Origin of the sequence: Burkholderia sp. BCC1638 (assembly GCF_902833195.1) — a bacterium.
Taxonomy (GTDB): domain Bacteria; phylum Pseudomonadota; class Gammaproteobacteria; order Burkholderiales; family Burkholderiaceae; genus Burkholderia; species Burkholderia diffusa.
Genome location: NZ_CADFEC010000048.1, coordinates 1 through 15,245, shown reverse-complemented (window position 1 = coordinate 15,245; position 15,245 = coordinate 1). Strand labels below are relative to the sequence as shown.

Genomic DNA, 15,245 nt, shown 5'->3' with positions numbered 1-15,245 from the left:
GGAAGGATCCCCGGAGGAGACAATGCGCGATGACGTTCATCCGACGGCCAACGCACGGGCCACGCATGCGCCCGGCTGGCCGACGCCGACGATCCAGAAGTCCCATGAGCGGTCCGAGACGTTCGGCCTGCAGGCGTCTGCACGTCCCGACTACGACCTGCTGTCCGGCGCCGCGCTGGCGCTCAAGCGCGAGCAGAACCGCGTGCTGTGCGTGCATGCGATGCCCGTAATGGAGACGCTGCACGAGCAGATCGTCAATACGCAGAGCATGATCGTGCTGACCGATGCGGAAGGGTTGATCCTGCATTCGATCGGCGACGACGACTTTTTGCGGCGCGCCGAACGGGTCGCGCTGCGCCCCGGCGCGAACTGGGCGGAGAGCCGGCAGGGCACCAACGCGATCGGCACCGCGCTCGCGGAGCTGTGCCCGATGGTCGTGCACGGCGACCAGCACTTCCTGGCCGCGAACCATTTCCTGACCTGCTCGAGCGTGCCGATCCTCGACCCGTACGGCGACGCGATCGGCGTGCTCGACGTGACGGGCGATCATCGCAGCTATCACCAGCACACGATGGCGCTCGCGAAGATGTCGGTGCAGATGATCGAGAATCACCTGTTCACGACGACGTTCCAGGAAACGCTGCAGGTGTCGTTTCACGGCCGCCCCGAATTCCTCGGAACATTGATGGAAGGGATCGTCGCGTTCACCGCCGACGGGCGCTTCCTGTCGGCCAATCGCAGCGCGCAGTTCCAGCTCGGGATGCCGCTCGCCGCGTTGCGCGCGCATACGCTCGCGTCGCTGTTCGACGTGACGAGCGCGCAACTGATCGACCGGATGCGCGCGAGCACCGAGCAGCACGTGTCGTTGAACCTCGGCAACGGCGCGGTGGTCTGCGCGCGCGTGCAGTTCCGGCGCGCGTTGCGGGCCGAGGGCAGCCGGCCGGCCGAGGTGCACGACGGCGCCGCGTCGGCCGCGCGGCCGCCTGCCGCGCAGGGCGCGGCGAGCCTGTCGCGGCTCAGCTATCTCGACACCGGCGATCCGCAGGTGGCGGCGGTGATCGCGAAGGTCCGCAAGGTCATCGGTAAGGACATTCCTGTGCTGATCACCGGCGAGACGGGCACCGGCAAGGAACTGCTCGCGCAGGCGATCCACAACGACTCGCCCCGCCGCGACGGGCCGTTCGTCGCGGTCAACTGCGCGTCGATACCGGAGACGCTGATCGAATCCGAGCTGTTCGGCTACGAGGAAGGCGCGTTTACCGGCGCGCGCCGCAAGGGCGCGACCGGCAAGCTGCTGCAGGCCAACGGAGGCACGCTGTTTCTCGACGAAATCGGCGACATGCCGTATCCGCTGCAGGTGCGGCTGCTGCGCGTGCTGCAGGAGCGCGTCGTCAACCCGCTCGGCTCGACGAAGGCGATCGGCGTCGACATCGCGATCATCTGCGCGACGCACCGCGACCTGCGCGACATGATCGCGCAGAACCGCTTTCGCGAAGATCTGTACTACCGGCTCAATGGCCTCGTCGTGCGCCTGCCGCCGCTGCGCGACCGCACGGACCTCGCGGTGGTCGTCCAGAAGATGCTGCAACGGGAGACGTTGTCGGGGCCCGGGCGCCGGCCGTTGAGCGTCGCGCCCGACGTGATGGCGCTGTTCGAGCGCTGCGCGTGGCCGGGCAACTTCCGGCAGCTCGCGAACCTGCTGCGCACGGCGGCCGCGATGGTCGACGACGATTGCGAGATCTGCTGCGAGCATTTGCCGGACGACTTCTTCGACGACGTGCGGCGCGACGGCCGTCCGACAGCGCAAGAGGCCTGTACGCCTGCGCCGCTCGCATCGGAAGCGCCAGCGTTCGCCACCGCGGCCTGCGATGCGCGGCTGCAGGACGTGGCCGCCTCCGCGATCGCGGCCGCGCTCGCGCGTCACGGCGGCAACGTGTCGGCCGCCGCACGCGCGCTCGGCGTATCGCGCAATACGATCTACCGCAAGATGCCGGCCGCAGGCCCGGATGCACTGGAGCGGGACGAACCGTGACGCAAGCCGCGACTGTCACACCGGTGTGTCAGGTTGCGACACCCGGTGTTCAAGGATTCAACACTTGCTCAACCGGCCGTGCGTCACATGAATCGTCGCCAGACGGTTTCTGAAATATTGTCGTTGGATAATCGTAAGAATGACGGTGCCGTGACCACCCGGCGGCTGTCGCATGCTTTCGCACGCCGCCGCGCGACGCAAGTCCCGCCCCGGCACGCTCCTTGCTCAATGGGTATCGGCCGCTCGATCGATGCGGTTTTTTCGACTCACCCACTCAACAAGGAGACACATCATGCAATGGACCACCCCGGCCTATACCGACCTGCGCTTCGGTTTCGAAATCACGATGTACATCGCCAACCGCTGATCGACGCGCGCTGTGCCGCCCGCATCGACGGACACGATGCGGGCGGCACCGGGAGCACACGCAGATGAAGATCAAGATACTCGGCTCGGGCGCCGGCGGCGGACTGCCGCAATGGAACTGCAACTGCGGCAACTGCCGTCGCGCGCGGGCCAGCACCGACGGCATCGTGCCGCGCACGCAATCGTCGATCGCCGTCAGCGGCGACGGCGTCGACTGGGTGCTGGTGAACGCGTCGCCGGACATCCTCGCGCAGCTGCGCGCCGCCCCCGACCTGCAGCCGGCTCGCGCGATCCGTGACAGCGCGATCGTCGCCGTCGTGCTGTGCGACGCGCAGATCGATCATGTGACGGGCCTGCTGATGCTGCGCGAACGCACGTCGCCGCTGCCGCTGTATGCGAGCGCCCCGGTGCTCGACGACTTGTCGACCGGGCTGCCGCTCGTGCCGCTGCTCGACCACTACTGCGGCGTCGACGTTCACACGATCGCACCGGGCGAACCGTTCGCGATACCGGGCGCCGGCGGCATCCGCTTCACCGCCGTGCCGGTCGACAGCAAGCCGCCGCCTTATTCGCCGCGCCGGGAGGCGAGCGTGCCGGGCGACAACATCGCACTCCTGATCGAGGATACGACGAGCGGCCGACAGGCGTTCTATGCGCCGGGGCTCGCCGACGTCGACGACGGCGTGCGCGCCGCGATGCGCGACGCCGACCTCGTGCTGGTGGACGGCACGTTCTGGACCGGCACGGAGATGATCGACCTCGGCCTGTCGTCGAAGCACGCGGCCGACATGGGGCATCTCGAGCAGTGCGGCGACGCGGCGAGGCCGGGCATGATCGACCGCCTTCGGCTGTTGCCGACGCACACGCGCAAGGTCCTCACGCACATCAACAACACGAATCCGATTCTCGACCCCGGTTCCGCGCAGCGCGCGCAATTGCGCGAGCACGGCATCGAGGTCGCCCACGACGGCATGCAATTCGAGGTCTGACCATGAACGCACCGATTCCCGCCGCAGCGCTGCACGCGACGCCCTGGAGTGCGCAGGAGTTCGAGGCGCGCCTGCGCGCGCTCGAATCGCGCTATCACATCCACCATCCATTCAACCGCCGCCTGAATAGCGGCGCGTGTTCACCGGCGCAGATTCGCGGCTGGGTCGCGAACCGCTTCTACTATCAGATCAGCATTCCGCTGAAGGACGCGGCGATCCTGTCCAATTGCCTGGATCGCGACACGCGCCGGCTGTGGGTCGAGCGGATTCTCGACCACGACGGTCACGGCGGCCAGGAAGGCGGGATCGAGGCATGGGCGCGGCTCGGTGAGGCGGTCGGCATCGAGCGCGCGGAGTTGTGGTCGCTCGAGCATGTGCTGCCCGGCGTGCGGTTCGCGGTCGACGCCTACGTTAATTTCGCGCGGCGCGCGCCGTGGCAGGAAGCCGTGTGCTCGTCGCTGACCGAGATGTTCGCGCCGCAGATCCACCTCGACCGGCTCGCGGGCTGGCCGTCCCACTATCCGTGGATCGAGGCGGCCGGGCTGCAGTATTTCCGCAGCCGCGTGCCGCTCGCGCAGCGCGACGTCGAACACGGGCTCGCGGTGACGCTGAACCATTTCACGACACCGGACGCGCAACGGCGCGCGCTCGACATCCTGTCGTTCAAGCTGGATGTGCTGTGGTCGATTCTCGATGCGATTGAAAAGGCGTATCCCGCATGAACTCCAACGACGCCGTCAGCGGCGTGCCGCTGCGCCCCTCGCTGAGGGGCATGTACCGCCTGCAGTGGGAGGCGGCCCAGGATGCGTACGTGCTCCTGTACCCGGAGGGCATGGTCCGGCTCAACCCGAGCGCGGGCGAGATCCTCGCGCGCTGCGACGGCACGCGCGAGCTCGACGACATCATCGACGAACTCGAGCGGCTGTTCAGCACGTCGGACCTTGCGTCGGACGTCTATCGCTTCCTCGATCATGCGCGACTGCGCGGCTGGCTCGACTGACATGGACATGACCCCTCCTCCGAACCGGCCGTCCGCGCCGCTCTGGCTGCTTGCCGAACTCACGTACCGCTGTCCGCTGCACTGCGCGTTCTGCTACAACCCGGTCGATTTCGCGACGCACGGCGCGGAGCTCGATACCGACGCATGGCGCACGGTGATCAGCGACGCGCGCGCGCTCGGCGCCGCGCAGATCGGCTTTTCCGGCGGCGAACCGCTGCAGCGCAGCGACCTGGAGGTGCTGGTCGAGCATGCGCGGTCGCTGGGTTTCTATACCAACCTGATCACGTCCGGCGTGGGCCTGAATGCCACGCGCATCGACCGGCTCAAGGCGGTCGGGCTCGATCATATCCAGTTGTCGCTGCAGGATTCGACGCGCGAGCTGAACGACTTCCTGACCAGCACGCGCACCTTCGACCTCAAGCGCGGCGTCGGGCGGCTGATCAAGTCGCACGGCTATCCGATGGTGCTGAACTGCGTGCTGCATCGGTACAACCTGCCGCACGTCGGCCAGATCATCGAGATGGCGCTCGACCTCGGCGCGGATTTTCTCGAACTCGCGAATACGCAGTACTACGGCTGGGCGATGCTGAATCGCGATCAGCTGATGCCGACCGCCGAACAACTGCGCGAAGCGGAGGAAACGGTCAACCGCTACCGCAAGCTCGTCGGCGAACGGTGCAAGATCCTGTTCGTCGTGCCCGACTACTTCGAGCAGCGGCCGAAGGCCTGCATGAACGGCTGGGGCTCGGTGTTCCTCGGCGTCGCACCGGACGGCACCGCACTGCCGTGCCATGCCGCGCGCGGGTTGCCCGGCCTCGTGCTGCCGAACGTGCGCGACCGGTCGCTGAAGGACATCTGGTACGAAAGCGACGCGTTCAACGCGTTTCGCGGTGACGGCTGGATGCGCGACCCGTGCCGCACCTGTGACGAGCGCCATGCGGATCATGGCGGGTGCCGCTGCCAGGCGTACATGCTGGCCGGCGATCCGGCGCAGGCCGATCCGGTCTGCGCGAAGTCTCCGCATCACGGCCGGGTCGAGCAGGCCGTGCAGTTCGCGCGGCGGGCAGGGCGACAGGACGAGCGTCCGTTGATCTTTCGCAGTGCTGCGAATTCTGTCGGGCGTTGAGTGGTGTGTGCCGCTGTATCGGGCATGTCATTTTCTTGACTTCTTCGACGATCAACGCACCGCCTGTTCGAGCAACGCCGCGAACGCGGCCTCGTCCACGCGCAGCCCTCGCGGCGAGCGGCGTACCTCCAGCGCCGCGAGCATCCCGGCTTCGAACGCATCGAGCACCGCCGGGTGGATGTAGCAGCGCCGGCATACGGCCGGCGTGTTGCGCAATATGTCGGCGACGGCCCGCACCGTTTCGACGATCTGCTTGCGCGCCTGCGTGACGTCCTCATGCGGGATGCGCCGCAGCAACGCCAGCGCCTGAACGCTGCCCGCCCAGGTCCGGTAATCCTTCGCGGTGAACTCCGCGCCTGCCGCTTCGCGCAGATAATCGTTCACGTCGGACGAGCCGATCGAATGACGTGCGCCGTCGTCGTCCACATATTGAAACAACTCGTGCCCGGGCAACTCCGCGCAGCGCCGCACGATCCGGCCGACGCGCGGATCTTCCACGGTCACGTCATGCTCGATGCCGCTCTTGCCCGTGAAGCGCAGGCGAACCTGTCCCGGCCGGATCGTCACGTGGCGCTTGCGCAGCGTCGTCAGTCCGTACGACGCGTTCTCGCGTGCATATTCGGCGTTGCCGATCCGCGCGAGCGTCGTGTCGAGCAGCCGGACGATCGTCGCGACGATCTTGTCGCGCGGCAGCGCGCGGGCGAAGGCCGCCATCCGCGCGTACTTGTTCGCGTCGCGCGTCTCGCGCCACTGCGGGTGATAGCGATACTGCTTGCGCCCGCGCGCATCGCGCCCCGTCGCCTGCAAGTGGCCGCGCGGGTCCATGCAGATCCAGACGTCGGTATACGCCGGCGGAATCGCGAGCGCATCGATGCGGGCGATTTCGTTGGCGTCGCGGATCCGGACGCCGTCCTGCGTGTAGTACGCGAAGCCGTGGCGCAACCGCCGGCGCGTGTAGCCGGGATGCCGGTCGTCGACATGGCGCAGCGGCGCGGCCGAACGATCGCCGGTTTCGGTGCCGGAGCCGCGCCGGGACGCGCGCTTCTTCATGGCGCGAGGCGCCAGCGGACGAGCGTTTCCATGTGCGGCGATCGGGGGTTCACGCACGGCGGGCATCGTTGTTCTCCTTGTTGTCGGAGCGGCCGTCGCGGGGCGCGAACGGCGCTTGCAAGGGCGACAGCAAGATCCGTGCGCCGCCGCCGGATGCGCCGCCCCATCGACGTCGAAGCGGTCGCGGCAGGCGAAGATGAGCGCTAGGTGTTTATACGTATGCCGATACCGATATCGCTTCAATCCAATATTTCATTGGAAGGTTATCGGACTTGTTTCTAGACTGATCCGGGGCGTACATACCGGGCCGGCCGCATGCGCCGGCCGGCACCGCCCCGAACCGCGTCCGCGCCACGCAGAACCACAACAGCACGGCACCGCGCCAGGCCGGGCCGCGACATACAACGACATCATCGGAGACGGACCATGACATTCATCAGGAAGCTGACGGCCGGTGCGCTCGTCGCCGCGGCGACGGTATTCGCGTCGGGCGCGCACGCGCAGCAAAAGCCGATCACGCTCGGGTTCTCGCAGGTCGGCGCGGAAAGCGCGTGGCGCACCGCGAACACCGTGTCGGTGAAGAGCGCGGCGAAGGATGCCGGCATCAACCTGAAATTCTCGGACGCGCAGCAGAAGCAGGAGAACCAGATCCGCGCGATCCGTTCGTTCATCGCGCAGAAGGTCGACGTGATCGCGTTCTCGCCGGTTGTCGAGTCGGGCTGGGAGCCGGTGCTGACCGAAGCGAAGGCGGCCCATATTCCGGTGATCCTGACCGATCGCGGCGTCGACGTGAAGGATCCGTCGCTGTACGTGACGATGATCGGTTCCGACTTCCTCGAGGAAGGGCGGCGTGCCGGCCACTGGATGGAAGAGCGCTTCAAGAACGATGCGGGCCCGATCAACATCGTCGAGCTGCAGGGCACGGTCGGCTCCGCACCGGCCAACGACCGCCGCGCGGGCCTGCTCGAAGTGATCAAGAACAATCCGAAGTTCAAGGTGATCGCGTCGCAAAGCGGCGACTTCACGCTTGCCGGCGGCAAGCAGGTGATGGAAGCGTTCGCGAAGACGTACGGCAAGCAGATCAACGTCGTCTACGCGCACAACGACGACATGGCACTCGGCGCGATCCAGGCGATGGAAGAGGCCGGCATCAAGCCCGGCAAGGACGTGAGTGTCGTGTCGTTCGACGCGACCAAGGGCGGCTTCCAGGCGATGGTCGCCGGCAAGATCAACGTCGACGTCGAATGCAGCCCGCTGCTCGGCCCGCAACTGATGACCGCGGTGAAGGACGTGGTCGCCGGCAAGCAGTTGCCGAAGCGCATCGTCACGAACGAGACGGTGTTCCCGATGAGCGTCGCGGCGCAGGTGCTGCCGACCCGCAAGTACTGAGTCCCGGCGGACGCGGGCGGCGGCGCGGTTGCCGCCGTCCGCCGTCCGCCTCGAATCGAGGGCGATCCATGACGAATCCGCCGGTGGTCGAGATGATCGGCATCGACAAGGCGTTCCCGGGCGTGAACGCGCTGCAGCGCGTGAACTTCCGGTTGTTTCCGGGCGAAATTCATGCACTGATGGGCCAGAACGGCGCGGGCAAGTCGACGCTGATCAACGTGCTGACAGGCGTGCATGCGCACGACGCGGGCGAGATTCGCGTCGGCGACGCGCCGGTTCGGTTCGCCGCGCCGCGCGAGGCCGAGGCGGCCGGGATCCAGACGCTGTACCAGGAAGTGAACCTGTGCGCGAACCTGTCGGTCGCCGAGAACATCTTCGCGGGTCGGCAGCCGATGCGGCGCGGCGCGATCGACTGGAAGACGATCCATGCGCGGGCGCGCGATGCGCTCGCCGAGCTCGACCTGTCGCTCGACGTCACGCGTTCGCTCGACGCGTATCCGATCGCGGTGCAGCAGATGGTCGCGATCGCACGGGCCGTGTCGGTCGATGCGCGCGTGCTGATTCTCGACGAACCGACGTCGAGCCTCGACGACGGCGAGGTCGCGCGGCTCTTCGACGTGCTGCGCCGACTGAAGGCGTCGGGGATGGCGATCCTGTTCGTCACGCACTTTCTCGAACAGACCTATGCGGTGTCCGACCGGATCACCGTGATGCGCAACGGCGAGCGCGAGGGCGAGTATCTCGCGCGCGACCTGCCGGTCGACATGCTCGTCGCGAAAATGACCGGCCGCGAACCGATGTCCGGCACTCTGCAAGCGGGCGCGGCGGCCGTGCAGCGCGACGCCGACGCGGCCGCGCCGTTCCTGTCGATGCAACAGGCCGGCCGGCGCGGGATGATGAGCCCGCTCGATCTCGACGTGCGGCCCGGCGAAATCGTCGGGCTGGCCGGGCTGCTCGGCTCGGGGCGCACGGAAACCGCGCGGCTCGCGTTCGCGGCCGAGCGCACCGACACCGGTGCGATCGAGATCGACGGCACGCGCAAGCGGCTCGCGTCGCCGCACGATGCCGTTCGCAACGGGATCGCGTATTGCCCGGAGGATCGCAAGAAGGAGGGGATCGTAGCGGCGTTGTCGATCCGCGAAAACATCGTCCTCGCATTGCAGGCGCGGCGCGGCTGGTGGCGGCTGATCAGCCGCGCGCGCCAGCGCGAACTCGCGGAGACGTACATCGCGCGGCTCGGCATCAAAGCGCGCGACGCGGAACAGCCGATCGGGCTGCTGTCCGGCGGCAACCAGCAGAAGGTGCTGCTCGCGCGCTGGCTCGCGACGGAGCCGAAGCTGCTGATCCTCGACGAGCCGACGCGCGGCATCGACGTCGCCGCGAAATTCGACATCATGGAGCGCGTGCTTGCGTTGTGCGCGCAGGGGCTCGCGATCCTGTTCATCTCGTCGGAAATCAGCGAAGTGGTGCGCGTGAGCCACCGGATCGCGGTGCTGCGCGATCGCCGCAAGGTCGCCGAACTGACCGGTGCCGAGGCGTCGGAGGAACACGTGTATCAATTGATCGCGGGAGGCCGGTCATGATCCGGTTACGCACGTTGCTTCGCCATCCGCTCGTGTGGCCGGTGCTGACGCTCGCGCTGCTGTTCGCGCTCGACGTCGCGTATCGGCCGGGCTTCCTGTCGATCGCGGTGCTCGACGGCCACTTGTTCGGCGCGCCGATCGACATCCTGAATCGCGCGGCGCCGCTCGTGATCGTGTCGCTCGGCATGACGCTCGTGATCGCGACGCGCGGGATCGACATCTCGGTCGGCGCGATCGTCGCGATCGCCGGCGCGGCCGCGGCGATCGTGCTCGACGGCGATCCGACGCGGGTCGGTACGGCGCTGGCCGCCGCGCTCGGCGTCGGGTTGCTCGCGGGCGCATGGAACGGCGTGCTCGTCGCGTTCGTCGGGATGCAGCCGATCATCGCGACGCTGATCCTGATGGTCGCCGGACGCGGCATCGCGCAGTTGCTGACCGGCGGACAGATCATCCCGATCGGCGCGCCGGGCTACCTCGAGCTCGGCGGCGGGTATCTCGCGGCCGTGCCGTGCTCGGTCTGGATCGCGATCGCGACGATCGCGGCGACCGCGCTGCTGGTGAACCGCACGGCGCTCGGCCTGTTCATCCGCGCGATCGGCGTGAACCCGGTCGCGACGCGGCTCGTCGGGCTGCGCGCGGGGGCGGTCGTGTTCGGCGTCTATCTGTTCTCCGGCGTGATGTCGGCGCTCGCCGGCATCCTCGCCAGCTCGAACGTGCGCAGTGCCGACGGCAACAACGCGGGGCTGCTGCTCGAGCTCGACGCGATCCTCGCGGTGACGCTCGGCGGCACGTCGCTGCTCGGCGGCCGCTTCAGCCTCGCGGGCTCCGTGCTTGGCGCGCTGATCATCCAGACGCTCACCTACACGACTTATTCGATCGGCGTGCCACCGGAGGCGACGCTCGTCGTGAAGGCGCTCGTCGTGATCGTCGTGACGCTGATCCAGTCGGACGCGGCGCACGCGCTGGTGATCCAGCATGCGTCGCGACTGCTGTCTTCCATCCGTTCGCGCACCACCACCGGAGCCACGCCGCGATGAACCGATTCCTCGCACGGTTTACCGACCCGCGCACGCTGCCGATCGTCGTGACGATCGTGCTGTTCGCCGCATTGTTCAGCTTCGGATCCGTGATGTACACGGGCTTCTTCTCGATGCAAGTGCTGACCGGGCTGCTCGTCGACAACGCATTCCTGCTGATCGTCGCGATCGGGATGACGTTCGTGATCGTGTCGGGCGGCATCGACCTGTCTGTCGGCTCTGTCGTTGCATTGACAACGATCTTATGCGCGGTCGGCGCCGAACGATTGCACTGGCCCGTCTGGGTGATCGTCCCGCTCGTGCTCGTGTTTGGCGCGCTGTACGGCGCGGCGATGGGCGCGTTGATTCATTACTTCCGGTTGCAGCCGTTCATCGTCACGCTCGCTGGGATGTTTCTCGCGCGCGGCGCATGCTTCCTGATCACGACGCAGTCGATCACGATCAACGAGCCGACCTTCCATGCGCTCGCGGGCATCAGCGTGCCGGTCGGCGGCGGGACGCTGAGCGCGGGCGCGCTGATCGCGCTCGCGACGCTGGCCGCCGCGATTTACTTCGCGCATTTCACGCGCTTCGGCCGCAACGTGTATGCGGTCGGCGGCAACGAGCGATCGGCGCTGCTGATGGGGTTGCCGGTCGCGCGCACGAAGGTCGGCGTGTATGCGCTGAGCGGCTTCTGTTCGGCGCTCGGCGGTGTGGTGTTCACGCTGTACGTGCTGTCCGGCTACGGACTGCAGGCGCAGGGGATGGAGCTCGACGCGATCGCCGCGACCGTGATCGGCGGCACGCTGCTCACGGGCGGGGTGGGGTACGTGATCGGGTCGGTGTTCGGCGTCGGTATTCTCGGCACGATCCAGGTGCTGATCACGTTCGACGGCACGCTGAGTTCGTGGTGGACGCGGATCGTGATCGGCGCGCTGCTGTGCGTGTTCTGTCTGCTGCAGCGGGTCATCGAGCGGCACGCGGCGCGGCGGCGTAGCGGTGGGACCGGGCTCGATCCGAAACGGCGGAGGCGCGATGCCGCGCAGGTGACGCCCGCCGCGTCGCGTGATGATGCGGCGCTCGGTTCGACGATGCGCAGGTTGTTGCGTCTGCAACGTTAGGCGTGATGCCGGCGCGCGTTTGGCGGGCTTCTTCGTTGGCCGGCATCGCTTGCGCCGTCGCCGTTGGTGGCTGTCAACGGCGCTTCGGCGCGGCCGCCAGTCGCGTTTGACCGATTCGCGAATGCGCGTCGCGCGACAGCGGCGCGTGCGTTGCAATCAGCCCGGCCCGGCCATGTCGGGTTCCACGTCGAACGACGCATCCGCGATGCCCGTCTGCTTCAGCGACTCGGCGAGTCGTTCGATCGCGTGCAGATCCAGCACGTCCAGGCGGTCCCGCATTGCCTGCACGAACGCGGCATGCCGTGGTGCATGCGCGTGCTGTCCGAGCCATTCCTCGATATCGGTGAGGCGGCCTTCGCTCGCGAGCACGGCCAGCTCGTGGAGCGCGTCGGCAGGCGGACAGCGCATCGCGTGTGCGTCCGGCACGGGCCCGGTCGGATCGGCGGGTTCGGCGGTGCGTACGAGCGCCGACGCTGGGATCATCGCGCGGCCGATCGCGGGCGCCACGATCTGGAACGTGAACGACGTGCCGACACCCGGCTGGCTCGACACGGCCAGCTCGCCGCGCATCGCGCCGACGATCCGCTGCGCGATGAACAGGCCGAGTCCGGTGCCGCCGTTCACCGCCTGCACCTGCTGGTATGCACGGAAGATGTCGGTGGTCTTGCCGATGTCGATGCCGATTCCGGTGTCGGCGACCTCGAACATGATCCGCCATGCATCGCCTTCCGGATACGCGCCGACCGACAGCGTGACCGTGCCGTCGCGCGTGAACTTCGACGCGTTCGACAGCAGGTTGAGCAGCACCTGCTGCAGCCGAATGCCGTCGATCGACAGCTTGCGCGGCAACGGCGTCAGCGGCCGGTAGTCGAACCGGTTGTCCTGCTGGGAACACAGCGCGACCGCATAGTCGCCGATGTCGTTCAGCAGGCCGGGCAGGTCGGTCGCGTGCGGCGAAATGCCGAGCGGCTGCAACTCCGCCTTCGTGTATTGCAGCAATTCGTCGATCAGCGTGAGCTGGTAGCGGATGCTGCGGTCGATCGAGCGGATCAGCCGCGCCTGGCTGCGCGTCGCGCCTTGCAGCAGCAGCTTCGCGTAGCCGTTGATCGTCGACAGCGGCGCGCGCAGGTCGTGGCTCACGTAGCCGAGCGTCTCGATCTTCTGCTGCATGTGCATGCGAACCTGTTGCAGCGCGTCGTTGAGCGCGACCGTGCGTTTCGCGACTTCGTCGCGCAGGCGATCCTGTTCGGTGAGCTGCCACTGCTCGAGACGCTTGCGTGCTTCGGTGCGCTGACGGCCCACGTGGTTGATCCACGCGGCCAGCACCAGCAGGTGCGTGGCAAGACCGATGATCGCGATAACGGGGTTCGGATAGATGTCGGACTTGATCCAGAACAGCCAGGCCGGGATCGCGTCCTTGCCATCGAGAATGCGGATCACCATGTTGAAGCTCGCGAACGCGATCGCGATCAGCATCACGCGGCCCGTCGGCGTCCGGCGAATCGCGAGCGTCAGCGCGAGGGTGAGGTTCACGATCGCCAGCACGGCGTTCAGCCGCAGGCAGAACCACGTAAACGTGAGCAGGTCGCCGCATGCGGCCCCGACGATGCCCGCGCACTCGAGCGCGATGAACCCCGCGTAGATCGCGCGGAACGGGATGCGTGCCTTCTCGCGATGGGCGACCGTCAGGATGAACGCGATGAAGCACACGATCGACAGGTAGACGAAGATCACCTCGCCGCGCGCCGACCATTCGCGTGCGGCGGGCCACAGATACAGCGCGGTGTAGCCGCGGTAGGTTGCCTCGAACAGCGTCGTGTTCAACGCGAGCATGGCCAGCACGACGAACATGCCGCTGCGGGAGAAAAACCCGATCAGCAGCGCACACCACATGAGCGCGAGCAGCCCGCCGAGAAAGCCGAAGTTCCACATGGTTGCGTGCAGCTCGTGGGCCTGCCATGCGTCGCGCGTGAAGGCGCTCGGCGCGAGCCGCAGTTCCTTGCGCGACGTGATGCGGATCAGGACGGGCAACCGTTCGCCCGGGCGCAGCGTTGCATCGAGCACCGGATACCGGGACGCCGGCCGGCTCATGCCATTTTCGTCGGCCGGGAAGCGGCCGGCGAGCGTCCAGGTGCCGCCGTGCCCGACGTAGAAATCGGCACGGTCGACGCGTGCGTCGCGGATCGCGAGCACCAGCGGCTGTTCGACGCGGTCGCGGTTGACCAGCGTCGCGCCGACCCACCAAGCGGAGCGTGAGAATTCGATGTTGAACGACGGTCGCGCCGCCGCGGCAGCACGACGTTGAGGCTCGGCGAGCCGTGCGGCGGCCTGGTCGACTGACAACTGCGCGCCCGGATCTTCGAGCAACGAGACGGCGTCCAGCTGTGCGGGGTTTTCCGTCGCGGTGGCCCGGTGTGTCGCGCAGGCGAGCACCAGTGCCGTCAGCAGCAGCACCATCGCGTGCCAGCCCGAGGTGCGACGCCTATGCATCGCGCGGGCAGTCATGCGACGGCGGCGGAACATCGACCGTCGGCCGCTGACGCCGCCAGTCCGACGGCGTGATGCCGAACCGTTCGCGAAACGCCGTCGCGAAGTTGCCCGGCGTCGAGAAGCCGATCTCCTCGGCGATGTCGCCGATGCCCATCGACGTCTCGGCGAGAAAGTGTTTCGCGGCGCGCAGCCGCGTGTCGCGCAGGTATTCGAATACGGTCTGGCCGAGATGATCGCGGAACACGCGCGACAGCCGTTTTTCGTGCGTGCCGACCTGCCTCGCGAGTTCGTCGAGCCCGGGCGGGTTGCGCAGCTCGCGCAGCAGGATGTCGCTTGCCGCGCGCACCAGCGCGGCGTCGGGGTGGTCGCGCAGCTTGGGCAAGTGCGCGAACGGCTGGCTGCGTCGCGCCCGTTTCAGATGATTGCGGATCCGTGCAATGACCTCGACCGGTTCGAACGGCTTCACGATGTAGTCGAGCGCACCGGTTTCGAGCCCCGCGATGCGATCCTCGAGATCGCTCGCGGCAGTCAGGATGATGACGGGAATGTTCTGCGTCGACGGCGTCGAGGCCAGCAGCCGGCACGCGGCGAAGCCGTCCATGCGCGGCATCCGCACATCCATCAGGATCAGGTCGGGCGTGATCGCCTGCGCACGGTGATAGGCCTGCAGACCATCGAACGCGACGCTGATCCGGCAGCGCGCGGAACGCAGGATCTCCGTCAGGAGCCGCAGGTCGTTCGGTCGGTCATCTACGACGAGAATGTGTGCGTCAACGAGATCCGGCGTGACGCGGAGCGACGCCGGACTGGACGAGCGGGATGACATGGTTGCGAACGCGAAGGGAGGGTAGGCCGGGGTCGGAATCGATGCATCTATATGCACGATTGTTGCGAAAAATTATATGCCGACAACAAAGTCGTCGGTGAGGATTCCGTGCGATCCGTGGGGGCATGTCTGGGCGGCCTCAAATCTGAAGTGCAACACTCTCGCCATCCGGTAATGTCCGCGAATGGCAAAGAGAACGTACCAACAACTTCAACCTGAAGAACGTATGCGAATCGATTTCTGGCGTGACGAGGGCT

Annotated in this window: 13 protein-coding genes; 10 read left to right on the top strand and 3 right to left on the bottom strand. The window is 67.3% G+C overall.

Translation table 11 applies throughout. The annotated features are described in order from the left end of the window. Positions 1 to 22 precede the first annotated feature (22 nt). The 6 genes from HWX22_RS30145 to pqqE all read left to right on the top strand — a co-directional run bounded on the left by HWX22_RS30145 (position 23) and on the right by pqqE (position 5,513). Positions 23 to 2,032 (top strand): sigma-54-dependent Fis family transcriptional regulator, encoded by a 2,010-nt coding sequence (locus tag HWX22_RS30145; RefSeq protein ID WP_175912273.1) that lies wholly within the window; start codon positions 23 to 25, stop codon positions 2,030 to 2,032. A 292-nt stretch (positions 2,033 to 2,324) separates the two neighbouring features. Continuing rightward, entirely contained in the window at positions 2,325 to 2,399 is a 75-nt protein-coding gene (pqqA, locus tag HWX22_RS30140) for a pyrroloquinoline quinone precursor peptide PqqA (protein WP_006410019.1), read from the top strand. A gap of 64 nt (positions 2,400 to 2,463) precedes the next feature. Continuing rightward, positions 2,464 to 3,387 carry a pyrroloquinoline quinone biosynthesis protein PqqB gene (pqqB, locus tag HWX22_RS30135; RefSeq protein ID WP_175912271.1) on the top strand — a complete coding sequence of 308 codons (924 nt, stop codon included), beginning with the start codon at positions 2,464 to 2,466 and terminating at the stop codon, positions 3,385 to 3,387. A gap of 2 nt (positions 3,388 to 3,389) precedes the next feature. Beyond that, entirely contained in the window at positions 3,390 to 4,109 is a 720-nt protein-coding gene (gene pqqC / locus HWX22_RS30130) for a pyrroloquinoline-quinone synthase PqqC (protein ID WP_175912269.1), read from the top strand. Continuing rightward, complete coding sequence (gene pqqD, locus HWX22_RS30125; protein ID WP_006751646.1) at positions 4,106 to 4,387, top strand: pyrroloquinoline quinone biosynthesis peptide chaperone PqqD; 282 nt, start codon at positions 4,106 to 4,108, stop codon at positions 4,385 to 4,387. Before pqqC ends, pqqD begins: the two co-directional genes overlap by 4 nt. A 7-nt stretch (positions 4,388 to 4,394) precedes the next feature. Continuing rightward, a complete protein-coding gene (gene pqqE / locus HWX22_RS30120; RefSeq protein WP_175912265.1) occupies positions 4,395 to 5,513 on the top strand; it encodes a pyrroloquinoline quinone biosynthesis protein PqqE in 1,119 nt (372 codons plus the stop codon). Between the two features lie 51 nt (positions 5,514 to 5,564). Here the strand turns inward: pqqE and HWX22_RS30115 are convergent, their stop codons facing one another. Beyond that, positions 5,565 to 6,563, bottom strand: coding sequence for a DNA topoisomerase IB (locus tag HWX22_RS30115; RefSeq protein ID WP_175912264.1), 999 nt, complete (start codon positions 6,561 to 6,563; stop codon positions 5,565 to 5,567). Positions 6,564 to 6,989: 426 nt separating this feature from the next. Here HWX22_RS30115 and HWX22_RS30110 point away from each other — a divergent pair, with 426 nt between their 5' ends. From HWX22_RS30110 to yjfF, 4 genes are all read left to right on the top strand, one after another. Then, on the top strand, positions 6,990 to 7,952 hold the full coding sequence (locus HWX22_RS30110; RefSeq protein WP_059529188.1) for an ABC transporter substrate-binding protein: 963 nt from the start codon (positions 6,990 to 6,992) through the stop codon (positions 7,950 to 7,952). A 68-nt stretch (positions 7,953 to 8,020) separates the two neighbouring features. Beyond that, positions 8,021 to 9,535 carry a sugar ABC transporter ATP-binding protein gene (locus tag HWX22_RS30105; RefSeq protein WP_059529185.1) on the top strand — a complete coding sequence of 505 codons (1,515 nt, stop codon included), beginning with the start codon at positions 8,021 to 8,023 and terminating at the stop codon, positions 9,533 to 9,535. Then, a complete protein-coding gene (locus HWX22_RS30100; RefSeq protein ID WP_175912263.1) occupies positions 9,532 to 10,572 on the top strand; it encodes an ABC transporter permease in 1,041 nt (346 codons plus the stop codon). Before HWX22_RS30105 ends, HWX22_RS30100 begins: the two co-directional genes overlap by 4 nt. Further along, complete coding sequence (gene yjfF / locus HWX22_RS30095; RefSeq protein ID WP_175916933.1) at positions 10,569 to 11,672, top strand: galactofuranose ABC transporter, permease protein YjfF; 1,104 nt, start codon at positions 10,569 to 10,571, stop codon at positions 11,670 to 11,672. The genes HWX22_RS30100 and yjfF overlap by 4 nt, the downstream gene beginning before the upstream one ends. Before the next feature lie 156 nt (positions 11,673 to 11,828). On the opposite strand, the gene HWX22_RS30090 is transcribed toward yjfF, so the two are convergent. Together HWX22_RS30090 and HWX22_RS30085 are read right to left on the bottom strand one after the other, a co-directional pair. Further along, complete coding sequence (locus HWX22_RS30090; RefSeq protein WP_175912261.1) at positions 11,829 to 14,162, bottom strand: sensor histidine kinase; 2,334 nt, start codon at positions 14,160 to 14,162, stop codon at positions 11,829 to 11,831. After that, positions 14,155 to 14,988 carry a response regulator gene (locus HWX22_RS30085; protein WP_175912260.1) on the bottom strand — a complete coding sequence of 278 codons (834 nt, stop codon included), beginning with the start codon at positions 14,986 to 14,988 and terminating at the stop codon, positions 14,155 to 14,157. The genes HWX22_RS30090 and HWX22_RS30085 overlap by 8 nt, the downstream gene beginning before the upstream one ends. Positions 14,989 to 15,245: the final 257 nt, after the last annotated feature.